Source organism: Ramlibacter tataouinensis TTB310 (genome assembly GCF_000215705.1).
GTDB lineage: Bacteria > Pseudomonadota > Gammaproteobacteria > Burkholderiales > Burkholderiaceae_C > Ramlibacter > Ramlibacter tataouinensis.
Genome location: NC_015677.1, coordinates 155,406 through 181,096 on the forward strand (window position 1 = coordinate 155,406; position 25,691 = coordinate 181,096).

24 protein-coding genes and 1 pseudogene are annotated in these 25,691 nt (G+C 71.4%); 11 read left to right on the forward strand and 14 right to left on the reverse strand.

The window, feature by feature from the left end; genetic code table 11:
• Positions 1–24 precede the first annotated feature (24 nt).
• The 4 genes from glcE to RTA_RS00750 all read left to right on the forward strand — a co-directional run bounded on the left by glcE (position 25) and on the right by RTA_RS00750 (position 3,415).
• Positions 25–1,119, forward strand: a complete 1,095-nt coding sequence (gene glcE, locus RTA_RS00735; protein WP_013899449.1) for a glycolate oxidase subunit GlcE — start codon at positions 25–27, stop codon at positions 1,117–1,119.
• 5 nt (positions 1,120–1,124) lie between these two features.
• The gene (gene glcF / locus RTA_RS00740) at positions 1,125–2,354 is read left to right on the forward strand and encodes a glycolate oxidase subunit GlcF (RefSeq protein WP_013899450.1); all 1,230 of its coding nucleotides are present in this window, start codon (positions 1,125–1,127) and stop codon (positions 2,352–2,354) included.
• A 102-nt stretch (positions 2,355–2,456) separates the two neighbouring features.
• Positions 2,457–2,879, forward strand: a complete 423-nt coding sequence (locus tag RTA_RS00745; protein WP_013899451.1) for a YciI family protein — start codon at positions 2,457–2,459, stop codon at positions 2,877–2,879.
• Between the two features lie 92 nt (positions 2,880–2,971).
• Positions 2,972–3,415: a hemerythrin domain-containing protein gene (locus tag RTA_RS00750; RefSeq protein ID WP_013899452.1), complete on the forward strand. Its 444-nt coding sequence runs from the start codon at positions 2,972–2,974 to the stop codon at positions 3,413–3,415.
• 4 nt (positions 3,416–3,419) lie between these two features.
• Here the strand turns inward: RTA_RS00750 and RTA_RS00755 are convergent, their stop codons facing one another.
• Positions 3,420–4,307, reverse strand: a complete 888-nt coding sequence (locus tag RTA_RS00755) for a LytTR family DNA-binding domain-containing protein (protein WP_049871192.1) — start codon at positions 4,305–4,307, stop codon at positions 3,420–3,422.
• Between the two features lie 141 nt (positions 4,308–4,448).
• On the opposite strand from RTA_RS00755, the gene RTA_RS00760 reads away from it, so the two are divergent.
• Entirely contained in the window at positions 4,449–5,639 is a 1,191-nt protein-coding gene (locus RTA_RS00760) for an acyltransferase family protein (protein WP_013899454.1), read from the forward strand.
• Here the strand turns inward: RTA_RS00760 and RTA_RS00765 are convergent.
• Genes RTA_RS00765 through lplT form a run of 3 tightly spaced genes read right to left on the reverse strand, consistent with a single transcriptional unit; the run spans position 5,576 to position 8,278 of the window.
• On the reverse strand, positions 5,576–6,061 hold the full coding sequence (locus RTA_RS00765; protein WP_013899455.1) for a glutathione peroxidase: 486 nt from the start codon (positions 6,059–6,061) through the stop codon (positions 5,576–5,578). The genes RTA_RS00760 and RTA_RS00765 overlap by 64 nt on opposite strands.
• Complete coding sequence (locus RTA_RS00770) at positions 6,058–7,002, reverse strand: EamA family transporter (RefSeq protein ID WP_013899456.1); 945 nt, start codon at positions 7,000–7,002, stop codon at positions 6,058–6,060. Before RTA_RS00770 ends, RTA_RS00765 begins: the two co-directional genes overlap by 4 nt.
• The gene (lplT, locus tag RTA_RS00775) at positions 6,995–8,278 is read right to left on the reverse strand and encodes a lysophospholipid transporter LplT (protein ID WP_013899457.1); all 1,284 of its coding nucleotides are present in this window, start codon (positions 8,276–8,278) and stop codon (positions 6,995–6,997) included. Before lplT ends, RTA_RS00770 begins: the two co-directional genes overlap by 8 nt.
• A gap of 123 nt (positions 8,279–8,401) precedes the next feature.
• Here lplT and alr point away from each other — a divergent pair, with 123 nt between their 5' ends.
• The 4 genes and pseudogenes from alr to RTA_RS00795 all read left to right on the forward strand — a co-directional run bounded on the left by alr (position 8,402) and on the right by RTA_RS00795 (position 14,222).
• Entirely contained in the window at positions 8,402–9,496 is a 1,095-nt protein-coding gene (gene alr / locus RTA_RS00780) for an alanine racemase (RefSeq protein ID WP_041674929.1), read from the forward strand.
• A pseudogene (locus RTA_RS00785) lies at positions 9,496–9,909 on the forward strand (GNAT family acetyltransferase); the annotation flags it as partial. The gene alr and the pseudogene RTA_RS00785, both read left to right, overlap by 1 nt.
• A 33-nt stretch (positions 9,910–9,942) precedes the next feature.
• Positions 9,943–10,296 (forward strand): glyoxalase superfamily protein, encoded by a 354-nt coding sequence (locus RTA_RS00790; protein WP_041675850.1) that lies wholly within the window; start codon positions 9,943–9,945, stop codon positions 10,294–10,296.
• Positions 10,297–10,475: 179 nt separating this feature from the next.
• Entirely contained in the window at positions 10,476–14,222 is a 3,747-nt protein-coding gene (locus tag RTA_RS00795) for a CHASE domain-containing hybrid sensor histidine kinase/response regulator family protein (RefSeq protein ID WP_041674930.1), read from the forward strand.
• A gap of 13 nt (positions 14,223–14,235) precedes the next feature.
• On the opposite strand, the gene RTA_RS00800 is transcribed toward RTA_RS00795, so the two are convergent.
• Positions 14,236–15,819: a hypothetical protein gene (locus RTA_RS00800; protein WP_013899461.1), complete on the reverse strand. Its 1,584-nt coding sequence runs from the start codon at positions 15,817–15,819 to the stop codon at positions 14,236–14,238.
• 146 nt (positions 15,820–15,965) lie between these two features.
• Here RTA_RS00800 and RTA_RS20020 point away from each other — a divergent pair, with 146 nt between their 5' ends.
• Both RTA_RS20020 and RTA_RS00810 read left to right on the forward strand, forming a co-directional pair.
• On the forward strand, positions 15,966–16,343 hold the full coding sequence (locus tag RTA_RS20020) for an XRE family transcriptional regulator (RefSeq protein WP_193384805.1): 378 nt from the start codon (positions 15,966–15,968) through the stop codon (positions 16,341–16,343).
• Positions 16,340–17,650, forward strand: coding sequence for a type II toxin-antitoxin system HipA family toxin (locus tag RTA_RS00810; protein WP_013899463.1), 1,311 nt, complete (start codon positions 16,340–16,342; stop codon positions 17,648–17,650). Before RTA_RS20020 ends, RTA_RS00810 begins: the two co-directional genes overlap by 4 nt.
• Here RTA_RS00810 and RTA_RS00815 read toward each other — a convergent pair.
• Genes RTA_RS00815 through ilvD form a run of 9 tightly spaced genes read right to left on the reverse strand, consistent with a single transcriptional unit; the run spans position 17,647 to position 25,690 of the window.
• Positions 17,647–18,561, reverse strand: a complete 915-nt coding sequence (locus RTA_RS00815; RefSeq protein ID WP_013899464.1) for an EamA family transporter — start codon at positions 18,559–18,561, stop codon at positions 17,647–17,649. The two genes, RTA_RS00810 and RTA_RS00815, sit on opposite strands and share 4 nt — an antisense overlap.
• A 13-nt stretch (positions 18,562–18,574) precedes the next feature.
• Positions 18,575–19,009: a type II toxin-antitoxin system VapC family toxin gene (locus RTA_RS19575; protein ID WP_049871193.1), complete on the reverse strand. Its 435-nt coding sequence runs from the start codon at positions 19,007–19,009 to the stop codon at positions 18,575–18,577.
• On the reverse strand, positions 19,006–19,362 hold the full coding sequence (locus RTA_RS20515) for a FitA-like ribbon-helix-helix domain-containing protein (RefSeq protein ID WP_013899466.1): 357 nt from the start codon (positions 19,360–19,362) through the stop codon (positions 19,006–19,008). Before RTA_RS20515 ends, RTA_RS19575 begins: the two co-directional genes overlap by 4 nt.
• Positions 19,363–19,416: 54 nt before the next feature.
• Positions 19,417–20,391: a 2-dehydropantoate 2-reductase gene (locus RTA_RS00830; protein ID WP_013899467.1), complete on the reverse strand. Its 975-nt coding sequence runs from the start codon at positions 20,389–20,391 to the stop codon at positions 19,417–19,419.
• A 13-nt stretch (positions 20,392–20,404) separates the two neighbouring features.
• Entirely contained in the window at positions 20,405–21,148 is a 744-nt protein-coding gene (locus tag RTA_RS00835; RefSeq protein WP_049871349.1) for a class II aldolase/adducin family protein, read from the reverse strand.
• 42 nt (positions 21,149–21,190) lie between these two features.
• Complete coding sequence (locus RTA_RS00840) at positions 21,191–22,183, reverse strand: Bug family tripartite tricarboxylate transporter substrate binding protein (protein WP_013899469.1); 993 nt, start codon at positions 22,181–22,183, stop codon at positions 21,191–21,193.
• 10 nt (positions 22,184–22,193) lie between these two features.
• The gene (locus RTA_RS00845; RefSeq protein WP_013899470.1) at positions 22,194–22,421 is read right to left on the reverse strand and encodes a hypothetical protein; all 228 of its coding nucleotides are present in this window, start codon (positions 22,419–22,421) and stop codon (positions 22,194–22,196) included.
• Positions 22,408–23,967, reverse strand: a complete 1,560-nt coding sequence (locus RTA_RS00850) for an FAD-dependent monooxygenase (protein WP_013899471.1) — start codon at positions 23,965–23,967, stop codon at positions 22,408–22,410. The genes RTA_RS00845 and RTA_RS00850 overlap by 14 nt, the downstream gene beginning before the upstream one ends.
• A 22-nt stretch (positions 23,968–23,989) precedes the next feature.
• The gene (gene ilvD / locus RTA_RS00855; protein WP_013899472.1) at positions 23,990–25,690 is read right to left on the reverse strand and encodes a dihydroxy-acid dehydratase; all 1,701 of its coding nucleotides are present in this window, start codon (positions 25,688–25,690) and stop codon (positions 23,990–23,992) included.
• Position 25,691 lies beyond the last annotated feature (1 nt).

The following is a 25,691-nucleotide window of genomic DNA, read 5'->3' on the forward strand; positions in this document are numbered from 1 at the left end:
CGCGGGGCCGCTTACCATCGGCGCATGGACGCCGCCCTGTCATCCGCCGTCGACCGCATCCGCGAGGCCCATGCGCGCCGCCGCCCCTTGCGCATCCGCGGCGGCGGCAGCAAGGACTTCTACGGCGAGCCCAGCGAAGGGGAAACGCTGTCCACCGCCGGCCTGGCCGGCATCGTGAGCTACGAGCCCAGCGAGCTGGTGGTGACCGTGCGCGCCGCAACGCCATTGGCCGGCCTGGAGGCCGTGCTGGCCCGGCACGGCCAGTGCCTGCCGTTCGAGCCGCCGCATTTCGGCGGGGGCGCCACGGTCGGCGGGATGGTGGCCTGCGGACTGTCCGGTCCGGCGCGCGCCAGCGTGGGCTCGGTGCGCGACTACGTGCTGGGCGCCACGATCGTCAACGGCCGCGGCGAGCTGCTGGTGTTCGGCGGCCAGGTGATGAAGAACGTGGCCGGCTACGACGTCTCGCGTCTGATGGCCGGTGCCATGGGTACCCTGGGCCTGATCGCCGAGGTCAGCCTGAAGGTGCTGCCCGTGGCACCGGCCGAGGCCACGCTGAAGTTCGAGCTGGCCCAGGCCCAGGCGCTCGAGCGCCTGAACGCCTGGGGCGGCCAGCCCCTGCCGCTCAATGCCAGCTGCTGGGTGGAGGACGCCGGCGTGCCCACGCTGTACCTGCGGCTGCGCGGCGCGGCGGCGGCCGTGGAAGCCGCCTGCCGCCGCCTGGGCGGCGAGCGCCAGCCGGATGCGCAGTCCGACTGGCAGGCCTGCCGCGACCTGCGCCTGCCCTGGTTCGCCCAGCTCGGCGGGCGCGAGCTCTGGCGGCTGTCGGTGCCGCAGACGGCGCCGGTGCTGGAACTGCCCGAGCCGCCGCTGGTCGAATGGCACGGCGGCCAGCGCTGGGTGCGCTGCGCCCCGGGCCAGGGCCAGGAGCTGCGCGACGAGGCGCGTTCGGTCGGCGGCAGCGCCACGCTGTTCGCCACTGGCACGGGCTCCGGCGCGGTGACGCCGGCCGCACGCTTTCCCCCGCTGAAGCCGCCGCTGGACCGTATCCACCGCGAACTCAAGCGCGAGTTCGACCCCGCCGGCATCCTCAACCCCGGCCGCCTGTACCCCGACCTCTAGCTTCCATGCAAACCCAGCTCGCGCCCGAATTCAAGAACACGCCCGAGGGCCGGGAGGCCGAGGCCATCCTGCGCAAGTGCGTGCACTGCGGTTTTTGTACCGCCACCTGCCCGACCTACCAGCTCCTGGGCGACGAGCTGGATGGCCCGCGCGGCCGCATTTACCTGATCAAGCAGGTGCTGGAAGGCGAGAAGCCCACCGAGAAGACGCAGCTGCACCTGGACCGCTGCCTGACCTGCCGCAACTGCGAGAGCACCTGCCCCAGCGGCGTGCAGTACGGCCACCTGGTGGACATCGGCCGCAAGATCGTGGAGGAGCGGGTGCCGCGCGGCGCCGGCTCGCGCGCGCTGCGCTGGGCGCTCAAGGAGGGCCTGCCGTCCCCGCTGTTCGGCCCGGCGATGAAGCTGGGCCAGGCGGTGCGCGGCGCGCTGCCGGCGGCGCTGAAGAAGAAGGTGCCCGCGCCCCAGCCGGCCGGGCACTGGCCCGCGCGCGAGCATGCGCGCAAGGTGCTGGTGCTGGCCGGCTGCGTGCAGCCGGCCATGGCGCCCAACATCAACGCGGCGACGGCGCGCGTGCTGGACGCCGCCGGCATCCAGACCCTGGTGGCCCCGTCGGCCGGCTGCTGCGGCGCGGTGAAGTTCCACCTGAACGACCAGGACGGCGGCCTGGCGCAGATGCGCGCCAACGTCGACGCCTGGTGGCCCTGCGTGGAGGGCGGGCAGGTGGAGGCGCTCGTGATGAATGCGTCGGGCTGCGGCGTCACCGTCAAGGAGTACGGCCACCACCTGCGCCATGACCCGGCCTATGCCGGAAAGGCGGCGCGCATCAGCGCGCTCACGCGCGACCTGAGCGAGCTGCTGCCCGACCTGGTGCCGGCGCTGCAGGGGCGGGTGCGGCCGCCGGCCGGCGTGCTGGCGTTCCATCCGCCCTGCACGCTGCAGCACGGCCAGCAGCTGCGCGGCGGCGTCGAGAAGCACCTGGGCGCGCTGGGCTTCACGGTCCGGCTGGCCCCCGGCGAGTCGCACCTGTGCTGCGGCTCGGCCGGCACCTATTCCGTGCTGCACCCCGACCTGGCCGAGCAGCTGCGCGACCGCAAGCTGGGCCACCTGGGCGAGCTGGCGCCCGCAACCATCGTCTCGGCCAACATCGGCTGCATCACCCACCTGCAGTCCGGCACCGGCATCCCGGTGCGGCACTGGGTCGAGGTGCTGGACGCGGCGCTCGCACCGGCCTAGCCGCCTGCGCGCTCTGCCGCGCCATGTCGAGACTGGGGCCCGCCGTTCGTCGTGCAGTTGGAGCGCGCAAAATCCCTTGCGCCCGAACCCCAGGAGAACGACATGCGATTCATGGTGATCGTCAAGGCCACGGCCGACAGCGAGGCCGGCGTCATGCCCGGCGAGCAGCTGCTCGCCGAGATGGGCCGCTACAACGAGGAGCTGGTCAAGGCCGGCATCATGCAGGCCGGCGAAGGCCTGCACCCCAGCCGCAAGGGCGCCCGGGTGCGCTTCTCGGGCCGCGACCGGCAGGTGATCGACGGCCCGTTCGCCGAGACCAAGGAGCTGGTGGCCGGCTTCTGGCTCTGGCAGTGCGCCTCGCTGCAGGAGGCGATCGACTGGGTCAAGCGCTGCCCGAACCCCATGCCGGGCGACTCGGAGATCGAGATCCGCCAGATCTTCGAGTCCGAGGACTTCGGCGAGGCCTTCACGCCCGAGCTGCGCGAGCAGGAGGAGCGGCTGCGCAAGCAGATCGGCGGGTCGTAGGCCGTCGACTACGCCAACCGCCGCCGCGCGGACCTCGCGTCGCGCGGCCGGCCGGCGTACGGTGGGGCATCTTCACCCTCCAGGAGAACCCCATGGCCCAACAGGATGCCTGCACCTTGCTCGACGACGACCACAACCAGGTCGTGCGCCTGTTCCAGCAGTACAAGAGCGCGCACCAGGACAACCAGAAGCTGCTGCTGGCCCGGCAGATCTGCCACGAGCTGGACGTGCACACCCGCATCGAGGAAGAGATCTTCTACCCCGCCTTCCGCCAGGCCGTCGGCGACGAGGCCCTGGTCCAGGAGTCCGTTCACGAGCACCAGGAGGCCAAGGCGCTGATCGCGAAGATCGAGGCCGCCTCCCGGCCCGAGGACAAGGTGATGCTGGACCTGGAGGACGCCATCCTGCACCACGTGAACGACGAGCGCGAGAAGATGTTCCCGCAGGCGCGCAAGGCGCGGAACCTGGACCTGTTCCAGCTGGCCGACCAGCTGCAGCAGCGCAAGGCCGAACTGATGGCCGCGCATCCGGCGTGAGCCCTCAGGACGCCGCCGCCGTCCCCAGCGCCGCGCGGTAGCGCCGGCTGCACGGCACCTGGCTGCCGTCCTTCATGCGCAGCCGCGCATCGCCGCCGTCCAGCGGCTCGATCTCGGCGATGCGGTCCAGGTTGACCACGTAGCTGCGGTGCACGCGCACGAACCGGGCCGGGTCTAGCTGCTGCAGGAATTCCGCCAGCGTGGAGCGCAGCAGGTAATCGTGGCCGTTCACGTGCAGGCCCACGTAGTTGGCCTGGGCCTGCACCCACTCGATGTCGGCAACGGCGATCAGGAATTCCTTGCGCAGCTTGCGCACCAGGAAGCGCTCCGGCCGCGCGGCCGGCCCCGCCGCCACCGGCGCATCGGCCGGGGACTCGGGCGCGTCCAGCACCCGGGCCTCGCCTTGCAGCCGCAGCAGCAGCAGGCGCCAGGCCAGCACCGCGGCCAGGATCAGCACGTAGGTGCGCACGTCCTTCAGGTATTCGTAGCCGAAGGCGCGCAGCCAGCTGGGCGGCCCGTAGGCGATGCCGAGCAGGCCGAAGACCAGCCGGCGGGCACCCATCATCATCAGCACGTGGGCCGCGCTGAACGCGACCGTGGCCGCCAGGTGCCAGGGCAGGTGCCGGCGCAGGGTGTCCCAGCGCAGCGGGAAGCGGCGCTCGAACGCCAGCACCGCCGGGATCAGCAGGCCGATGGCCAGGGCGCTGGTCAGCTCCAGCAGCAGCGGGTGCCAGAACGGGACCGGCCGGCCCACGCTGCGCAGGTCCATCCAATGGGTGATGCTGTTGAATGAAAGCTGCACCGACAGCACCGCCACCCAGAAGCCGATCTCGGCCGGGCGGCGCCACGGCCGCAGGCCTGCGATCCAGGACGGGGCTGCCGGGGCGGACATGGCGCCAAGTCTAGGGCCGCGCAGCGCCTGGCCATCCCGCGCAGGCGGCCGCTCGTCCCAGGATGGCCTCCGCTGGTCCCTTTGCCGGCGCGCGGGGCGCGCCGCCGGGGAGCATGGGTGCCTTCACCACCTGGAGCAGCCATGCCCCGCCGCCACGACATCGATGCCTTGCGCGCCCTCGCCTTCGGCGGGGTCATCCTCTACCACCTGGGCATGTACTACGTGGCCGGCTGGGACTGGCACCTCAAGAGCGCGCATGCCGCCGGCTGGCTGCAGTGGCCCATGCGCGCGCTCAACCTGTGGCGCATGGACCTGGTGTTCCTGGTCTCCGGCGTGTCCCTGGCCCTGCTGCAGCGCCGGCAGCCGGGCGCCGCCGCGCTGCTGCGCGAGCGCAGCTGGCGCCTGCTGCTGCCGCTGGCCTTCGGCATGGCGGCCGTCGTGCCCTACCAGGCCTATGCCCAGGGCGTGGCCAAGGGGCTGGTGGCGCCCGGGTTCGGAGCCTTCCTGCTGCGCTACTTCAGCGGCGGCCCCTGGCCCGCGGGGGCGTTCGACGGCGCGCACGTGGGCATCACCTGGAACCACCTGTGGTTCCTGCCCTACCTGTGGCTCTACACCGCCCTGGTGCTGGCCGCCGGTCCCTGGCTGCGATCGGCCGCCGGCCGGCGGCTGCGTGCCGCCTTCACCGGCTCGCGCGGCGTGCGCCTGCTGCTGCTGCCGGCGCTGCCGCTGCTGGCCTGGTCGCTGCTGCTGTTCCCCCACTTCCCGCCCACGCGCGACCTGGTCGGCGACCTGTGGCTGCATGCCGTGTACTTCACCCTGTTCCTGTACGGCTGGTGGATCGGACTGGATGCCGGCTTCTGGGCCGAGGCGCGGCGCCTGCGCCGGACCTCGCTGGGCCTGGCGCTGGCGCTGCTGGTCCTGTACCTGGCCCTGCGGGCGGGGATGCGGCCGGCAGGGCCGCTGCGCCTGCTGCCGCGCCTGGCGGGCGACCTGTATGCCTGGGCCATGCTGCTGGCCATCCTGGGCTGGGCCTGCCACGCGCTCGATCGCCCCCGGCCCTGGCTGGCCTGGGCCAGCGAATCGGTCTATCCCTGGTACGTGCTGCACCAGACGCTGATCATCCTGCTGGCCGTGCAGCTGGCGCCCTGGCGGCTGGGGCCCATCGCCGAGCCGCTGCTGCTGCTGGCCGGCACCGTGGCAGGCTGCTGGGCCGCCACGGCCGTGATCCGGCGATCGCGGTGGCTGCGGCCGCTGTTCGGCCTGAAGCCTCAGGCGGCCAGCGCCGCCTCGATGTCGCCGGACAGCTTTTCCGGCTTGTCCAGGGGCGCATAGCGGCGGATCACCCGCCCGTCCTTGCCCACCAGGAACTTGGTGAAGTTCCACTTGATGGCCTGGCTGCCCAGCAGGCCGGGCGCCTCCCGGGTCAGCCACCGGTACAGCGGGTCCGCGTTGCCGCCGTTGACGTCGATCTTGGCCATCATGGGGAAGCTGACGCCGTAATTGAGCTGGCAGAAGCTGGCGATCTCCTCGTTGCTGCCCGGGTCCTGCGCGCCAAACTGGTTGCTGGGGAAACCCAGCACCACCAGGCCGCGCGGGCCGTAGGTCTGGTGCAGCTGCTCCAGCCCGGCGAACTGCGGCGTGAAGCCGCAGGCGCTGGCCGTGTTGACGATCAGCAGCACCCGGCCGCGGTACTGGTCCAGCGGCACGGTCTGGCCGTCGATGCGGCGGGCCTGGAATTCGTAGACGGCAGTCATGGAGCCGATTGTGCGCCGGCCCGGGCCGGCGCGCGCCCGGTGGGCCAGGCCGACCAGGCCGCGGCGGCTAGGATCAGCGCGCCGCCGGCCCCCGTGCGCCAGCCCGGCTCGGCCGCGCCCAGGGCGATCGAGCTGAGGCTGGCGAACACCACTTCCGACAGCATGACCAGTGCCGTGGTGTGCGCGGGCAGCCGCGCCGCGCCGTACTGCAGGGCGACGTTGCTGCACAGGAAGCCGGCCGCCAGGGCCGCCACCAGCACGGCGGCCGCGGGCCCCACGGCCGGCGCCGCCAGCAGGCCCTGCGCCGTGCCGAGCAGCGAGGCGGCCAGCGCCGTGGCCGCGCCGCCGCCGAACATGGCGACCACCCGGGCCGGCGCCGGCACCTCGCGCAGCCGGCGCAGCAGGATGTTGGTCAGCGCGAAACTGAAGCCGCCCAGCAGCGCCAGGCCGTCGGCCAGGCCGCGCGGCCAGGGCCAGCCGCCGTCGCCCGGGTGCAGCACCACCGCCACCCCCGCCAGTGCCAGGCCCAGCCGCAGCAGCGAGGCCGCGGTGGGCCGCTCGCCCAGCAGCGCCCAGGCCAGCAGCACCGACCAGGCCGGCATCAGGTAGAACAGCAGCACCACGCGCACCACGTCGCCGACGGTCACCGCCCAGTTGAATCCCAGGTTGGTCATGCCGGTGGCGACGGCCAGCAGCCACAGCAGTGGCTGGCGCCCCAGGGGACGCCAGGCGCCGCGCTGCGTCGCCAGCACGCAGGCCAGGGCCAGCAGGAACACCGCGGCCGTGCCCCACAGCGGGTGCACGCCGCGCGCGTGCAGTTCGCGCAACGGCCACCAGGCCACGCCCCAGACGAAGGCGTTGAACACCAGCGCCAGGACCGGGAACAGGACGGCGGGCTCGGGCGTGGCGGGTGCGTTGCGGGCGGGCGCGGGCCTAGCCATGCGCCTTGTCGTGACGCGCGATCGCCAGCAGGTGGTCCACCTCGTCCTTGTGGCGCACCAGGTTGCGTGCGTGCCAGCGCTGGATCAGCCACATCACGCCGGCCACCAGGACGCCGAAGGCGGTGATCGCGCCGAAGGCCGACATGCCGATGCCGGTGGACAGGCTGTAGAACGCGCCCAGTCCCAGGATGCAGGCCTGCTCGTTGAAGTTCTGCACGGCGATGGAGCGGCCCGCACCCATCAGGTTGTGGCCGCGGTGCTGCAGCAGCGCGTTCATCGGCACCACCAGGAAGCCGCCCAGCCCGCCCAGCAGGATCAGGAAGGGCGCCGCCAGCCAGACGTTGTCGATGAAGTTCATGAGGACCACCAGCAGGCCCATGGCGATGCCCAGCGGCATCACGCTGGTGGCCCGGTCCAGGCTCATCCGCATGGAGGCGACGATGGCGCCCACCGCGGTGCCCAGCGCCACCACGCCCGACAGCGCGGAAGCCTGGGTGGTGCTGTAGCCCAGGGCGGCGGCGCTCCAGGCCAGGATGATGTAGCGCAGGTTGCCCGACACGCCCCAGAACAGCGTGGTGGTGGCCAGCGAGATCTGCCCCAGCTTGTCGCGCCACAGGCGGGCGTTGCAGGTCCAGAAATCGGGCACCAGCTGCAGCAGGTTGCCCGGCATGGCCCGCATCTCCACGCCGGTGTGCGGGATGCGCGTGTTGAACCAGGCCGCGATGGCGTAGACGAAGATCAGCAGGAAGATGGCCGCCTCGGGCGCGGTGTCGATGCCGGTGTCCAGGAACGGGAAGTCCAGCCCCAGCATGCGGCCGGCGATGGCCTGGCCCACCAGCTGGCCGCCCAGCAGGATGCCCAGGATGATGGAGGCGATGGTCAGGCCCTCGATCCAGCCGTTGGCCTTGACCAGCTGCGAGGCCGGCAGCAGCTCGGTGAGGATGCCGTACTTGGCTGGCGAGTAGGCCGCCGCGCCCAGGCCCACCACGGCGTACGCCAGCAGCGGGTGCGCGCCGAACAGCATCATCAGGCAGCCCACCACCTTGATGGCGTTGCTGACGAACATGACGCGGCCCTTGGGCAGGGCGTCGGCGAAGGCGCCGACGAAGGGCGCCAGGATCACGTAGAACAGGGCGAACATCGGCACCAGCGCCGCCCGCTGCCATTCGGCGGCGCCGCCGGAACGGAGCAGTTCCACCGCGGCCACGAACAACGCGTTGTCGGCCAGCGACGAGAAGAACTGCGCCGACATGATGGTGTAAAAGCCGCGCTTCATTCGTGGGCGGCCGCGCGTCAGGCGGCCTGATGCGCGGCGAATCGGGTCATGTCTCCAAAACGACGCCGGGTTATATCACGCGGGGTAATGCCAAAATCGCCTCGCCACCCCCGCGACTACCCCATGCCCCGTCCCATCCAGGCCACCATCCACACCGAGTCCCTGCGCCACAACCTCGCCCGCATGCGCCGGGCCGCGCCGGACGCGCGGGCCTGGGGCGTTGTCAAGGCCAACGCCTACGGCCACGGCATCGAGCGGGCCTTCGAGGGGCTGCGCGGCGCCGACGGCTTCGCGCTGCTGGACCTGCAGGAGGCCGAGCGCGTGCGCGCCCTGGGCTGGCGCGGCCCCATCCTGCTGCTGGAAGGCGTGTTCGAGCCGCGCGACCTGGAGCTGTGCTCGCGCCTTTCGCTGTGGCATACGGTGCACTGCGACGAGCAGATCGACATGCTGGCCGCGCACAAGACGCAGCTGCCGCACCGCGTGTTCCTCAAGATGAACTCCGGCATGAACCGGCTGGGCTTCGCGCCGCACCGGTACCGCGCCGCCTGGGCCCGCCTGGACGCCCTGCCGCAGGTCGACGAGATCACGCTGATGACGCACTTCAGCGATGCCGACACGGCGCGCGGCATCGGGCACCAGGCGCGGGTGTTCGCCGAGACCACGCGCGACCTGCCGGGCGAGCGCACCCTGGGCAACAGCGCCGCGGCCCTGCGCTTCGGCCAGGAGGCGGCGGTGCGCGCCGACTGGGTGCGGCCCGGCATCGCGGTGTACGGCAGCGCGCCCGACTTCCCGGAGCACGACATCGCGCACTGGGGGCTGCAGCCCACCATGACGCTGGCCAGCCGCCTGATCGCGGTGCAGCAGCTGCGGCCCGGCGACACGGTGGGCTACGGCTCCAGCTTCACGGCCGAGGCGCCGCTGCGCATCGGCGTGGTGGCCTGCGGCTATGCCGACGGCTATCCGCGCCATGGCCCCACCGGCACGCCGGTGCTGGTGGACGGCGTGCGCACCCGGCTGGTGGGCCGCGTCAGCATGGACATGGTGACGGTGGACCTCACGCCCGTGCCCCAGGCCGGCTTCGGCAGCGAGGCCACGCTGTGGGGCCGTGCGGCCAATGGCGCCGTGCTGCCGATCGACGAGGTCGCGCGCGCCGCCGGCACGGTCGGCTACGAGCTTATGTGCGCCGTCGCACCGCGCGTGCCGTTCGCGGTGGACTGATGCAGGTCCGCCCGTTCCTCGAATCCGACGAGGCGGCGGTCATCGCCCTGTGGCAGGCCTGCGGCCTCACCCGTCCCTGGAACGACCCCGCCCGGGACATCGCCCGCAAGCTGGCCGTGCAGCGCGAGCTGTTCCTGGTGGGCGAGGCGGACGGAGAGCTGGTGGCCAGCGCCATGGCCGGCTGGGACGGCCACCGCGGCTGGGTCAACTACCTGGCCGTGGCGCCGTCCCGCCGCGGCCGGGGGCACGGCCGGCAGCTGATGCAGGAGGTCGAGTCGCGCCTGCGCGAGCGGGGCTGCCCCAAGCTCAACCTGCAGGTGCGCAGCACCAACGGCGAGGTGATCGCCTTCTACCGGCACCTGGGCTACCTGGAGGACGAGGCCCTGAGCCTGGGCAAGCGGCTGATCGAGGACGGGCCCAAGCCGGCGCAGGCGCCCGGCGGCGCGCTGCGGCCGCCCGTCCCCCTGCTGCGCATCTTCGACGAGGCCAGGGCGCGCCAGTTCTATGTGGACTTCCTGGGCTTTCGCGTCGACTGGGAGCACCGCTTCGGGCCGGGCCTGCCGCTGTACCTGCAGGTCTCGCGCGCGGCCTGCGTGCTGCACCTGTCGGAGCACCACGGCGACGCCACGCCGGGCAGCGCGCTGCGCATCGGGGTGGAGGACCTCGACGCCCTGCAGGCCCACCTGCTCGCGCAGCAGGTCTCCTTCGCCCGGCCCGCCGTCCAGGACCAGCCCTGGGGGCGCGACATGGCGCTGCACGACCCCTTCGGCAACCGGCTGGTGTTCACCGCGCGGTCGTAGCGCCAGCCACCGGCTGGCGCACGTGCCAAGGGGGTTGCGCGGACACCGCGTACGAAAAAGGCGTAGTCCACGGCCGCTTATCGCTGAATCGGATCGGCAACCTACGACGTAAGTTGTCCAAGTCCCGGTAATCCGGGCGCGCGGGTCCTGTGCCTGCGACTTCGTCGATCGGATTTTCCATGGATTTCTCGCGTTTCACCCGTTCCGCCGGCGCGGCCACCATCGCCGCGGCTGTCCTGCTGGCCGGCCTGGCCGTCACGGCCGTGGCCGTGTACCTCACCGAGGAGCAGGTGGTGGACGTCGAGGCCGAGGCGTACTTCAACGCGCACGTGGACCGGCTGCAGGCGGAAGTCACCAGCCGGGTGACCCACGCGGAGCATGGCCTGAAGGGCGCCAAGGGCGGCTACCGCATGAGCGGCTCCGTCGACCGCGCTAGTTTCCAGGCCTATGTCCAGGCGCGCGACCTGGAACGGGAGTTTCCGGGCCTGCGCGGCTTCGGCTTCGTCGAGCGGGTGCCGCGCGCCCGGCTGGGCGAGTTCGTCAGCAAGGCCCGGCGCGAGCTGGGCCACGAGTTCGGCGTGTCCACCTCCGGCGAGCAGGACGACCTGCTGGTGATCAAGTACATGGAGCCGGTCGCGCCGAACCGTGGGTCCCTGGGGTACGACATCGGCGCCGAAGCGGTCCGGCGCGAGGCGGCGCACCGCGCCGCCGACGAGGCCGATACGACCCTGAGTGGCATGGTCACGCTCCTGCAGGACGGGCGCCAGGGGCCGGGCTGGATCATGCTCGTGCCGGTGTTCGACCGTCCGGCGGCGTCGGTGCCGCCCCAGCGGCGCCGCGAGCACCTGGTCGGTTATTTCTACGCGCCGCTCATGGCCTCGGAGGTGCTCGGCGACCTGAAGGCGTTCGTGCAGCAGCAGGTCGACTTCCAGCTGTACGACGGCGCGCCCGCCGCGGGGCGCCTGCTGTACGACAGCGAGGTCCAGGCGGACCCGAACGGGCTGCTGCCTCGCCTGGGTTACAGGCACCGCGAACACATCACCGACCGCGGCTTCGTCATCGCGGGCCGCGCGCTCACCTTGCGCGTGGCCGGCACCCCGGAGCTGGAACAGGGCACGCGCAGGGCCCTGGGGATCGGCATCGGCGTCGGCGGCCTGCTGCTCAGCGTGCTGCTGGCGTCGCTGACCTGGCTGCTGCTGCACGGGCGCGTGCGCGCCCTGGCCATGGCCCGGGAGATGACGGCCGACCTGCAGCGGCTTGCCAGGGTGGTCGAGCACACCTCGCATGCGGTGGCCGGCCTGGACCCGCAGCTGCGCATCCAGTGGATCAACGGCGGGTTCACCCAGATCACCGGCTTCGGCATCGAGGAGGCGCTGGGCAGGACGGTTGATGAATTGCTGCACCACCCGCAAGCCGACCCGGATGCCCGCGCCCGGCAGCACGAGGCCGCAGGGCTGGAACAGGGCTGCAGGGTGGAGCTGATGAACCGCCACAAGAACGGCGGGGCGCTGTGGCTGGACGCGGAACTGCAGCCGGTGCGCGACGGGCTGGGGCGGCTGACGGGGTTCATCGAGATCGCGCAGGACATCACCCTGCGCAAGCAGGCCGAGCAGCGCCAGGAGGCCAACGAGCACCTCATGCGCGTGGTCACCGATAACGTCCCGGCGCGGGTGTCTTACTGGAACCGGGAGCGACGCTGCCAGTTTGCCAACCGGGTGACCTGCGAGTGGATGGGCCGGGAGCGTTCCCAGCTGATCGGCCGGGAGCTGTCCGCGGAGCTGGTGGGCGAGGCGACGTACGAGATAGTGGCTCCGCGGATCGACGCGGTGCTGCGCGGCGAGCAGCAGCAGTTCGAGCTGCAGGAAGGCAGCGCGCCGGGCCAGGTGACCACCCGGCTGGTGCACTACATCCCCGACCAGCGGGAGGGGGATGTGCAGGGGTTCTTCGTCCTGGCCCTCGACGTGAGCGAGCTGCGCCAGGCCCGCGACGCGGCGCTGGAGGCCAGCCAGTCCAAGACACGCTTCCTCTCCAGCATGAGCCACGAGCTGCGCACGCCGATGAACGCGGTGCTGGGCATGCTCACCCTGCTGCGCGGGACCGAGCTCAACACGCGCCAGCGCGACTACGTCGACAAGTCCGACAGTGCTGCCCGCTCCTTGCTGAGCCTGCTGAACGACATCCTCGACCTGGCCAAGATCGAGGCCGGCAAGATGACGCTGGACGCGCGCGCCTTCGCCGTCGAGGAGCTGATGCAGGACCTGGCCTTCATCCTGTCCGCCAACGTGGGGCGCAAGGAACTCGACGTGCTGTTCGACATCGACCCGGCGGTACCCGCGATCCTGGTGGGCGACGACATGCGGCTGCGCCAGATCCTGATCAACCTGGGCGGCAACGCGATCAAGTTCACGCAGCAGGGCGAGGTGGTGGTCGAACTGCGCCTGCTGGGCCAGGGCGGCGGCTTCGCCACGCTGGAGCTGGCGGTGCGCGACACCGGGATCGGGATCGCGCCCGGCGACCAGAAGCGATTGTTCGCCGACTTCAGCCAGGCCAAGGCGTCCACCAGCCGCGAGTTCGGCGGCACGGGCCTGGGCCTGAGCATCTGCCGGCGCCTAGCCGCGCTGATGGGTTCGGAGCTCAGGCTGGAGAGCGAACCCGGCCGCGGAAGCCGGTTCTCCATGCGGCTCGAGCTCCCCATCGCCCAGGACCTGCTGCCGCAGCTGCCTGCCGCGGACGGCGTGTCCAGGGTGCGCCGCGTGCTGATCGTGGACGACAACGAGGCGGCGCGCGCGCTGCTGTCCACGGCGGCGCAAGGCCAGGGCTGGCAGGTCGACACCGCCGGCAACGGGCAGGAGGCTCTGGCGCTGCTGGAGTCGGTGCGGCCGCAGGAGCCGCCCTACGACGCGATCTTCCTGGACTGGCGCATGCCCGGCATGGACGGGTGGGAGATGAGCCGGCGCATCCGCGCCGCGCCCCAGACCCATGGCGCCCCCTTGCTCGTGATGATCACCGCCTACGGTCGCGAAATGCTCAGCCAGCGCAGCAACGACGAGCAGGCGCTGCTGGACGGATTCCTCGTCAAGCCGGTGACGGGTGCGATGCTGGCGCAGGCCGTCGTCAAAGCGCGCGGCAGAACGCAGGCACCTCAGGCCGATCCGCAGGGCGCGGACAAGCCGCTGGCCGGGCTGCGGATCCTGCTGGTGGAGGACAACCACAACAACCAGCAGGTCGCCTGCGAGCTCCTGGAGCGCGAAGGCGCCACGGTGAGCGTGGCCGTGCATGGCCGCGAGGCGGTGGACATGGTGGCGGCCGCGCCGGGCGGCTTCCACGTGGCCCTGATGGACGTGCAGATGCCGGTGATGGATGGCCTGGAGGCCACCCGGGAGATCCGCCGCGGTCCGGCGGGGGGCGCGCTGCCCATCGTGGCCATGACGGCGAACGCGATGGACAGTGATCGCCAGGCCTGCCGCCAGGCCGGCATGGACGGCTATGTCGCCAAGCCTTTCCTCATCGACGACCTGGTCGCCGAACTGCTGCAGCACACCCGCCACCGCGCCGAGGTGCCGGCGACCGGCCCGAGAGGCAGGCCCGCTTCGGACCCCGGCATCTGGGACCGCGGCAAGGCACTGGCCTACCTGGGAGGCGAGGAAAAGCTGTTCGCCCGCATGATGCCGATGTTCCGGGAGCACCTGCGCCAGCTGGAGCGCGACCTGCCCGCGCTGCCGCGGTCGATGCCGCACCAGGACGCGCTGCGCCTGTTCCACACGCTCAAGAGCCGCGCCGCCACCATGGGCGCCGACCACCTGTCGGCGGTGACGGGCAAGGTGGAGGCGTCGGCGGCCGGCGTCCCGACGATCGATTCGAAGCTGCTGGAGCCGCTGCGGCAGGCGCTGCAGATCACGCTGGAGGCCATCGAGGACGCCGTGTGAGGCCCGGGCCGCGTCACTCCCGGTCGGCGGCCCGGTCCTTCAGCTTCAGGAACTCGCCGGCGATCACCTCCACCTGGTCCGAAAGACCCTGCCGCATCAGCGCGGCGCGCTTGAGGATCTTCTCGGCGGCATTGCGCGCCGTGTTGGCGCAGGTGTCGATCTCGGTGAAGTCTTCGGCGTGCCGGGCCAGGCGCTCGATCGCCTTGTCGATCTTGGCGAAGCTCGCCGCGTCCTGCTTGCCGTGGCTGGCCGCCCGGACCGACAGGGCCGTGGCCACCATCAGGGCGGCCTGCAGCCAGACGTCACCGCTTTCGCTCTCGGCGTCCCACTGCACCACCAGGTCGTGGCCGTAGCGCGCGAACGCCGGGATGCCGGCAGGGGCGGTCTTGGTCGAATGCACGAAGACGCCTACCCCCGCGCCGCGGTTGCGCCGGGCGAGGTCGGCCTCCTCCAGCGTCCTGGCCAGGTCGCAGGAGGCGCTTTCCTTGGCCTCCACCACGATGCGGGCGCCGGCGGCCACCTTCTCCGGCCCGATGGTGATGACGTGGTCGCCGACCTTGCAGCGATCGATCAGGCCCGTGGTGCTGCCCGTGTCCTCGACCACGTCGCCGGCGGCGGCCGCCAGGGACCGCAGGTGCTGGCCCAGCGCCTGCTCGAACTCCACGCCGTGGCGCGTGCCCCTGGCGGCCTCCTGCCTGCGCGCCTGCAGCGCCTGCACGGCGGCGTCCAGCGTGGCGGCCAGCTGGCGCTGGTTCTCCAGCATGGTGGCCTGGTGCTCCTGGAACATCTTGTACATCCGCTTGAGCGCGGAGTTCTCGTTGTCCAGCGACAGCTCGGAGGTCAGGCTGCGCTGGGCGGTTTCCACCCGGTGGACCAGGCGCGAGAGGGCCGAGTCCTCCTTGTCCAGGCTGAACTCGGCCACGACGGCCTGCATGTTGGCCGACAGCGCCTGGTTGAGGTCGCCGTGCTTGGCGGCGAGCTCGGAGAGGAACCGCACCAGCGCGCCCTCCTTGTTGTCCAGCGAGAACTGGTGGAGGATGGAGGCGTTCTGGGCCTGCACCACGCCGTCCAGGGTGCGCTGCAGGTTGGCGATCAGCTGGTTGTCGCCGCTGGGGTCCAGCGCCTTGAGCAGCTGGCTGTTCTCGCCGATGAACTGGTCGAACACCCTGGACAGGCTCTGCTCGGCGTCCTTGACCTGCTGGCGCACGACGGTGGCCAGCTCGCCGTCGGCCTTGGTCAGCCGGTCGACCCGCTCGACGAACAGGCCCTGCTTGGGGTCGAAGTAGTGGGACAGGGAGCCGGTGACGCGCTCCTCGAACTTGCCCCGCCAGGCGTTCAGGCGCTCGCCGAGCTGCTCCATCAGCCGGTCGCCCTCGCGGCGGACGGTGTCGGAGTCCAGCGTGCCGCGGGCGGCCTTGAGCGACAGCACGCCCACCTTGAGGGCCGTGACCAGGAAGTGGGTGCGCGCCGGGCCTTCCGGGTGCTCGGCCAGGGCGAGCAGCACCTTGGGGTCGTTGACGGCGAAGGTGACGATGGCCGGCTCGGAAACGCTGCCGGCGGGCCTGGTCTGGATGGGGGCGATGTCGGGGGTGCTCATGCGGGAGGTTGGTGTTGCTGGCCAGCATTGTGCGTCCGGAGGGTGCCTATGGCCCGAACGACGCTTTCCAAGCTGACGAGTCATTGCATGAGACATGAAATAAAATAGAATTTATCGTTAAACCGTATTTTGCTATAGTCTATTTGATGCCTAAGACCTCCAGAGCCATTGCGCAGATGCCGCCTTCGACGATGGCCGCCCTTGAGAAGCTGGGCGCTGACCTGGCCGTTGCCCGGCTGCGGCGGCACGAATCGCTGAAAACCTGGTCTCAGCGACTGGGGGTCACCGTACCCACGCTGCTACGGCTCGAGGCCGGAGACCCAGGTGTCGGGATTGGCATATTGGCTACCGCCCTTTGGCTGATCGGTCGCGATGCAGAGCTCAGCCAACTGGCCGCGCCAGAGCACGACCAGGGTGCGCTGGACAAGGACGTCCGGCAGGCTATCGCGCTTGGCAAGCAGCGGGCGCAGGCGTCTGCAGAAGCTCGCATGAACCGCCGGGACAAGGAAGGTGGCGAACAATGAAGTTCGACCTCCTCTATTTGTGGTTCCTCGGAAACCCCAAAGACCCGAGACATGTGGGCGTCCTGCGACTGGTGGAGGCCGGCAAGGGCGTGTCGCTTCAGTACGGCATCGACTGGCTGCGGAACGGATTTGCGCTGAGCGAGGACCTGCCGCTGGTCGACATGGAGCACCGACCGCGCGGCCGACTCGCCGCCGGAGCCGCGGTCGCCGCAGGCGCAGTGGACGATGCCCGGCCAGATCGCTGGGGTGAGCGCGTCATCCAGTACATCGACCGGCCCAAGCGACTGTCGCTCATGGAGTATCTCTACTTCGCAGGGGACGACCGCTTCGGTGCGCTGGGTGTGTCCACCTCCACAACCGAATACCTTCCTCGCCAAGGCGGTCCATTGCCGCGGCTCGAGCAGGCGCAGGAGCTGAGCGATGTCGTCGCCAAGGTGGCGGCGGCCGAGCCGATTTCGGACGTTGAACGCCGGGTGCTCACAGCCGGCGGCAGCCTCGGTGGCGCAAAGCCCAAGGCCCTCATTGAGATCGGTAGCGAGCAGTGGGTGGTGAAATTCTTCAACGGGGAGCCGGTCGACTCGCCGCTGGTCGAGCACGCAACCATGACGCTTGCCTCGAGAGCTGGCATTCGAGTTGCAGAAACCCAAGTGCTCCCGCTTCTTGGGCAGAACGCCGTCGCAGTGCGGCGCTTCGATCGCGCCGGCGAGCAGCGGATACACAGTCTCTCGGCTGCAACTGCCCTGCGTGCCGCGGCGCCCGCTGGTCAAGAGCCGGAGATGGGCTACCCGGCTCTCGCCCTATTGCTGCGCCGTGCAGGCGTGGCTGAGGGCAATGCCAACGCCCAGGACGCAGCAGAACTCTTCCGGCGCATGGTTTTCAACATCCTGGTCGACAACACCGACGATCACGAGAAGAACCATTCGATCCTTGTCGTCTCGCCGTGGAGCAATGGACGATTCCGGCTCGCGCCAGCGTATGACGTGCTGCCGTCGAACTCAGGCCAGGGCTTCCAGGAGTTCATCTGTGGAGACATGGGGAGGGATTCAACGCTCGAGAATGCGATGTCTCGGTGCCAGTCGTTCGGTTTGACGCCGCCACAAGCCGCCGCCCACGTGGATCAGGTCATCCGGGTGGTGGACACCTGGCGGGAGCACTTTGCTTCCTGTGGTGTTACCCCGGGCGATATCGCGCAACTGGCCGAGAGAATCGATGGTGAGGAACTGCTGCGCCAGCGTCGCACGTTCACTCCGGCCAACTACCCGGCCGCCCCCGCCCGGAGGCCGCGCCGTGGGCCTTTTGGCCGCTAGCGCTTGCGCATGCCCAGCCACATCACGGCGCCCACCACCACCAGCGCGCCCGCCACCTGCACCGGCGCGATGGCCTGGCCCAGCACCGCCCAGGCCAGCACCAGGGCGAACACCGGCTCCACGTTCATGATGGCCGAGTTGCCCACCACGCCCAGCCGGGGCAGCACGGTGAACATGATGGTGAAGGCCGTGCCGTAGAGGAAGGTGAGGGCCAGCAGCCCGCCCCAGCCGGCCGCCGCCTGCGGCAGGTGGAAGCCGCCCTGGCCCGCCACCATCACCAGCGCGACCAGCCCCGCCATCGCCATGGTGGTGGCGGTGCGCACCGCGCCATGGATGTCGGCGGCCTCGTGCTGCGTGACCACCAGCGCCAGGCCGAAGGTGGCGGCCGCCGCCAGCGCGAAGCCCACGCCGGCGCCGATGCGCGCCCACTGGCCGCCCGCGCCCAGGCCCGAGGCGGCGCCCAGCACGTCCAGCGCCAGCGCCAGCCCGGCCAGGATGACGGGCATGGCGATCACCAGGGAGCGCTCGGGCCGCTGCCGGTAGACCAGCCAGGCCCACAGCGCCGTCCACAGCGGGTAGGTGTTGAACGCCAGCAGCGCCAGCGCCACCGGCAGGCGGGCCACCGCGGAGTACAGGCACAGGCTCTGGACGCCCACCAGCAGGCCGATGGCCGGCAGCATGCGCCGGTGGCGCGCCGTGAAGCGCGGCCGCACCTTCTGCAGGGCCAGGATCAGCACGATCACGCTGGCCGTGACCAGGCTGCGGAACACCACGGCCGTGGCCACGTCGGCGCCGTGGTTGAAGGCGATGCGCGCCGCGACGTGGTTGGCGCCCATCATCAGGGCGATCAGCAGCAGGGTGGCGAAGGCGGCGCCGGACAGGGCGCGTGCGGGGGCGGCGGCGGTGGTCACAACGTGCGGTGCCTCATTCCAGGCTGGCCAGGTGGACCCGGGCCGCCTCGGCCAGCCGGTCGTCGAAGGTGGCCAGGGGGCACTTGAGGTCGGCGGCCAGCCAGAGGTAGGCGGCGTCGTAGGCGGAGAGCCGGTAGCGCTGGGCAAGGTCGACCGTGGCAGCCTCCTCGATGCGGTGGAAGCGGATGGCCATCTCCCGCAGCCGTTGCAAGCCTTCCGCGACCAGGTCGGCGGACCCCTGCCGGGTCTTCTTCAGGGCCACGTTCGCGATCTCGCACTGCAGCAGGAACGGAGCGTGGAGCTCACGCCCCATGAGCTGCAGGTCAGCCTGTTCCTGCCAGGGCTCACTGAAGAGGGTGCCGGCCACCAGGCTGCAATCCGCCACCAAGGGCGGACGGACCAGGTACTGCGGCGGTGGCTCCGCCAGGTGCAGCCGCGGCGCGCTCACCGGCTGTCGCGGTCTTCGCGAATGATGTCGCGGCCCAGGAGCTGTCCGCTCACCGGATGGGGGTACTTCTGGCGCAGCTCGGCGATGACCTGTTCGGGTGTCTTCCACCCTTGCCGGACGATGGGCCAGCCACGCTTGTCATAGCCGACGATGCGAGGACGACCAGGATCCGGGTCATCCACGCGCACCTCAGAGCTGGAACCCGGTGCCTGCGGCCCGGCTTGCGCACCGTGGACGGCCTGCTCGACCAGAGCCATCAGTTCGCCCTGCAGTGAGCGGTGGTTGCGGGCCGCACGCTGGCGCAAGGCTTCGGCCCAGGCTTCAGGAACATCTTTGATGGACAAGTTGGGCATGATTGGCTCCAAAATGGAAGAGCGGTTCCATTCTGGAGCCATTGCGCAGGACAGTCAATACAAGCCGCGCACCCGGGCATGCAGGCGCGACAGGCCCAGCAGCGCATCGGTGAACGGGGTAGCCACCCCGGTCAGCTCGCCCAGCTCCCGGACCACGGTCACCAGCGCATCCAGCTCCACCGGCTTGCCGGCCTCCACGTCCTGCAGCATCGAAGTCTTGAACGCGCCCAGCTTGCGCGTGACCTGGTGCCGGTCTTCAGGCTGCTGGGCGATCGGGATGTCGATGCGCGCGCCGATCTCGCGCGCTTCCAGCATCACGCGCGAGATGAAGTCGCGCACCAGCCCGTCGCCCAGGATCAGGTCGGTGGTGGCGCCGGTGATCGCGCTGACCGGGTTCACCGTCATGTTGCCCCACAGCTTGTACCAGGCGTCCTTCTGGATCTGCTCGGACAGCGCCGCCTCGTGCCCGGCCTGCTGCAGCAGCGCCGCCAGCGCCTGCACCCGCTCGGTCTGGCGGCCGGAAGGCTCGCCGATGATCAGCTTGTTGCCGAAATGGTGCTGCACGAACCCGGGCCCGCGCAGCGAGCAGCTGGCGTGCACCACGCAGCCGATGACGTGGTGGGCGGGAACGGCGCGCGCGATGGCCCCGTCGGGGTCCACCGACTTCAGCCGCGTGCCGGCGTAGGCCCCGCCGAACCCTTCGAAGAACCACCAGGGCACGCCGTTCATGGCGGTGAGCACGACCGTGGCAGGCCCCAGCAGCGGGCCGATGGCCTGGGCGACCTGGGCCATGGCCGGCGCCTTCACCGCCACCACCACCAGGTCCTGCACGCCCAGCTCGGCCGGCTGCTCGGCCGAGCGCACCGGCGCCGTCAGCACCTGACTGCCCTCCTGCAGCCGCAGCCCGTGCAGCTGCAGCGCGTCCAGCGTGGCGCCGCGCGCCACCACGCTCACCTGCGCGCCGGCGCGCGCCAGCTTCAGCCCCACCCAGCCGCCGATGGCGCCGGCCCCGTAGATGCAGACCTTCATGCCGCGCGGGGCTTTAGTTCTTGTAGCCGGGATCGATCCGGTCGATCCGGCGCACCAGGGCATCGAACACGTCCTGGCCGGCGCCGAACTGGGCGTCGAACTGCAGCGCGTCCTGGGTGGTCTTGCGCGCCACCGCCTCCGGCACGGCGATGGCCGGGCCCAGCGCGGCCTGCGCCACCTGGATGTCGCAGGCGCGCTGCAGCGTCCACAGCCGCACCAGCGTCAGCGGCAGTGTCGCGCCCCAGGCCAGCAGCCCGTGGTTGCGCAGGATCACCAGCGGCTTGTCCGCTATGGCTTGCAGCAGCCGTGGCGCCTCGTCGGCGTGGATGGTGATGCCCTCGAAGTCGTGGTAGGCCACCTGGTCGTGCAGCTGCGCCGAGTAGAAGTTGTTTTGCGCGAGCCCGCCCTGGCTGCAGGCCACCGCCAGCCCGGAGGTGGTGTGGGTGTGCATCACGCAGTGGGCGTCGGGGACGTGCTCGTGGATGGCCGAGTGCACGGTGAAGCCGGCCGGGTTGACCGGCCAGGGGCTGTCCTCCAGCTTGTTGCCCTGCAGGTCGATCTTGAGCAGGTTGCTGGCCGTGACCTCGCTGTAGTGCAGGCCGAAGGGGTTGATCAGGAACTGCTTGGCGCCGCCGGTCACGCTGTCCGGCAGGCGCAGCGTGATGTGGTTGTAGATCATCTCCGTCCAGCCCAGCAGGTCGAAGACGCGGTAGCAAGCGGCCAGCTGCACCCGCGCCTGCCATTCGTCGGGGTGCATGACGGGTTTGAGCACGGCATTCACGGGTACAGCTCCTGAGCGTCAGTTTTCAGCCGTGAAGCCGACCTGCTTGACGATGGGCGCCCACTTGGCGGTGTCGCGCTTGACCAGGTCGGCCAGCTCGGCGGGCGTGGACGACTGGGCTTCCAGGCCGAAGCCGTTCAGGCCATCGATCACGTCCTTCTGCGCCAGCGCGTTCTTCATCGACGCGTTCAGGCGGTTCACCAGGTCGGGCGCGGCCTTGGCCGGCAGGAAGAAGGCGAACCACTCGCTGTGGGTGGCGTTCTTGATGCCCTGCTCCTCGTAGGTGGGCACGTCGGGCGCGAAGCGGTTGCGCTTGGCGCCCGAGACACCCAGGATGCGGACCTTGCCCGTGGGCAGGTGCTGGGTGATGTCGCCGATCGGGCCGGAGACGGCCGAGATCTGGCCGCCCAGCAGGTCCAGCATGGCCGGCTGGGTGCCGCGGTAGGCCGCGTGCTTGAGCTCCACGCCGGCGTTCTTGCCCAGCAGCGCGCCGATGAAGTGCGGCGTGGAACCGGCCGCCGGCGAGCCGAAGTTGGCGCCCAGGGGGTTGGCCTTGGCCCAGGCCAGGAACTGCGGCACGGTCTTGACCTCGGCCGGCACGGCCGGGCCGACCGCGAAGCCGAAGTCGAACACGCAGCCCAGGGTCACCGGCGTCAGGTCCACCAGCGGCTCGTACTGCAGCTTCTTGTAGATGTGCGGGTAGATGGTGAGGATGGAGGTGGGCGTCTGCAGGATGGTCTGGCCGTCGGGCGCGGCGGCCTTGACGGTCTGCACGGCGATCTGGCCGCCGGCGCCGGTCCGGTTCTCCACCACGGCGGCCCGGGCGTAGTCGCCCTGGAGCTTCTGCGCGACGCGGCGGCAGATGGTGTCGGAGGTGCCGCCGGCGGCGAAGCCGGTGATGATGCGGGCGGTCTCGATCTGCCCGGCCTGGGCCCAGGCGCGCTGGCCCAGGCTGGCCAGCAGGGTGGCGGCGCCCGCGGTGTGCAGCAGGTGGCGGCGTTGCAAGCTCATGTCATGTCTCCTAAGGGTTGTCGGGAAGAGAGGTCGCTGTCGCCGGCGTGGCGATGTCGCCATGCGCCGCCAGCTCGTCGATTGTCTGCCGGATCGCGTCCATCGCAACGGGCGCGTCCTGCAGCCGGGCCACCAGCCGCAGGCTCAGCATCGCGAGGAACAGCTCGCTGCGCGGGCCCGCGGCCTGCACGGCCTGCGCCAGCGCGGTGTAGACGGCATCCAGGTCAGTGGTGGGCATGGTAGGACATCCTGCGCAGGCACGCCTGCAGCGCCGCCGCGCCGGGCGCTTCCCGCCAGCGCGCGGCAACGTAGCCGTCGGGCCGCACCAGCCAGGCGCTGCCGGGGCACGCGCCGTAGCGCTCCAGTGCCTCGCCGTTGCGGCCGTCGTGCGGGTCGAGCGCCACGGCTTGCACGCCTTCCACGGCGGGCAGCGGGCCGAAGCCCAGCAGCACCCAGCCGGCACCGAACAGTTCGGTCAGGTGGCGCTGCCGTCCCTGCAGCCAGGCGCGCGCCTCCGGCGCCACGCGCCCGGGCGCGCCCTGGTCGTGCGGCAAGCCTTCATCCGTCCCGGTCAGCCGGGTGGCGGGGTAGGGCACGGGCGCGCTCTGGCGCGGGTTGATCAAATGGCGGATGGCCGGCTCGGCCGCGGCCAGGCGCAGCACCGCCTCGCGCATCAGCGCGAAGCCGCGGTGCGGCGGCGCCATGAACTCGGTGCTGCGGCTGCCGAACTCGATGTTCAGCAGCGCGGCGGCGCGGCGCTCGGTATCGTAGGTGTCCAGCAGCGCGTCGGCGGCGCTGCCGCCCACCGCCGCCGCCAGCTTCCAGGCCAGGTTGCCGGCGTCGTCCAGGCCCGAGTTCAGCCCGCGCACGCCGAAGATGGGCACCAGGTGCGCCGCGTCGCCGGCGAACAGCACGCGGCCGTGCCGGTAGCGCGCCAGGCTCAGGCACTTGGCGTTGTAGATGGAGATCCACAGCGGCTCCCAGGGCTCGCGCTCGCCCATCCATTCCAGGTGAGCGCGCACCCGCGGAAGCACGTTCTGCGGCAGCACGGCGGCCTGCGGGTCCTCGTCCTCGCGCAGCTGGTAGTCGATGCGCCACACGTCGTCGGGCTGGCGGTGCATCAGCACGGTGGAGCCCGGGTTGGACGGCGGGTCGAACCAGGCCAGGCGCTCGGTCGGCCGGACCGACTTCTGCCGGATGTCGACGATGACGTAGCGGCCTTCGTAGGTCGTGCCTTCCAGGGCCAGGCCCAGCTGCTCGCGCACCGTGCTGCGGCCGCCGTCGCAGGCCACCAGCCAGTCGGCGGTGAAACGCTGCGTGCCCTCGGGCGTGCGGCACTGCACGGCAACGCCCTGCGGCTGCGCATCCACCGCTTCCACGGCAGTCGCCCAGTGCACCTCGGCCATGCCGGGCCACGCGGCCATGGCGCGGTGCAGGTACTCCTCCACGTAGAACTGCTGGATGTTGGTCATGGGCGCGAAGCGGTCGCCCGGGGCGTGCGGCATGTCGAAGGCCAGCACCTCGCGCTCGCGGAAATGGCTGCGCCCGCGCGTCCAGCCCAGGCCCTTGGCCTGCACCGCCTCGGCTGCGCCGGCCCAGCCCAGGATCTCCAGCGAGCGGCGCGACAGGCAGATGGCGCGGCTGCCGCTGCAGTAGCCGCCGTCCTGCTCGATCACGCGCGAGCGCACGCCCAGGCGCGCCAGCAGCGCCGCCAGCGCCAGGCCCACCGGCCCGCCGCCGGCGATCAGCACCGGGGTGTGCAGCGCTTTGTCGTCGTGCACCATGGAATCAGGACTCGTCGCGCAGTCACACCACGCCGCCGGAGTGCGTGACCGCGCCCTGGTGGCTGGGACGCACTGTGGCGGCGTACTTCTCCAGCAGGCCGCCGCGCGGCGCCGGGCGCTCGGGCCGCGCGGCCAGGCGGGCGGCGATCTCGGCACCGCCCAGTTCCACCGTGATGCTGCGCGCCTGCGGCCGGGCGTCGATGGCGATGAGGTCGCCGTCGCGCAGCGCGGCGATCGGCCCGCCGGCGGCGGCCTCGGGACCGGCATAGCCGATGCACAGGCCGCGCGTGGCGCCGGAGAAGCGGCCGTCGGTCAGCAGGGCCACCTGGTCGCCCATGCCCTGGCCGTACAGCAGCGCCGTGAGGCCCAGCATCTCGCGCATGCCCGGGCTGCCGCGCGGGCCCTCGTTGCGGATCACCAGCACCTCGCCGGCCTGGTAGCGCCGGTTCTGCACGGCGGCCTGGGCTTCCTCCTCGCACTCGAACACGCGGGCCGGCCCACGGTGCACCAGGGTGGCCAGGCCCGCGGTCTTGAGCAGGGCGCCGTCCGGGCACAGGTTGCCCTTGAGCACCGCCACGCCGCCGTCGCGCGAGCGGGCATCCGCTATCCGGCGCACCACCTGGCCGTCGGGTGCGGGCGCGCCCTCCAGCTCCTCTCCCAGCGTGCGGCCGGTCACCGTGAGCGCGTCGCCCTGCAGGAAGCCGCCGCGCAGCAGCTCGGCCAGGATCACGGCCGTGCCGCCGGCGTCGTACACGTCGCGCGCATGGAAGCGCCCGCCGGGGCTGAGGTCGGCTATCAGCGGCGTGCGGGCGAACACCTCGGCCACGTCATCCAGGTGGAACCGGATGCCGGCCTCGTGCGCGATGGCCGGCAGGTGCAGCGCCGCGTTGGTCGAGCCGCCGGTGGCCGAGACCACGGCGCAGGCGTTCTCCAGCGCCTGGCGGGTGACGATGTCGCGCGGCAGCGGGGCCTCGCCCATTACCGCGGCCATCAGCGTGCGCGCGGCGCGGCGCATCAGCGGCGCCCGCTCGCTGAACACGGCCGGCACCATGGACGAGCCCAGCGGCGCCAGGCCCAGGGCCTCGGACACCATGCCCATGGTGTTGGCGGTGAACTGGCCGGCGCAGGCGCCGGCGGTGGGCAGGCAGGCGTGGCTGACCGCCTCCAGCTCGGCCACCGTGGCCTGGCCGGCGAGCACCTGGCCGATGGCCTCGTAGCCGTGCACCACGTTGATGTCGCGGCCGTCCATCCGGCCCGGCAGCGCGGCCCCGCCGTGCAGGAAGATGGCCGGCACGTTGCAGCGCACCATGCCCATCATCAGGCCCGGCAGGTTCTTGTCGCAGGCGCCGATGGCGAAGATGCCGTCCCACTGGTGGGCGCGGGTGGAGGCCTCCACGCTGTCGGCGATCAGCTCGCGCGAGATCAGCGAGAAGCGCATGCCCGAGTGCGCCATCGACAGGCCGTCGGACACCGAGACCACCGGGCATTCGTGCGGCATGCCGCCGGCGGCATAGATGCCGGTCTTGGCGTGCTGGGCCTGCTCGCGCAGGTTCATGTTGCACGGGCTCATCTCGCCGCCGGTGTGGAACACGCCGATGTGCGGCCGGGCGATGTCCTCGTCGTCCTGGCCCAGCGCGCGCAGGAAGCTGCGCGTGTTGGAGCGGATCAGCCCCTCGTGGATCGTGGCCGAGCGGAACCTGCGCGGCGGCTTGGCTGGGCTCATC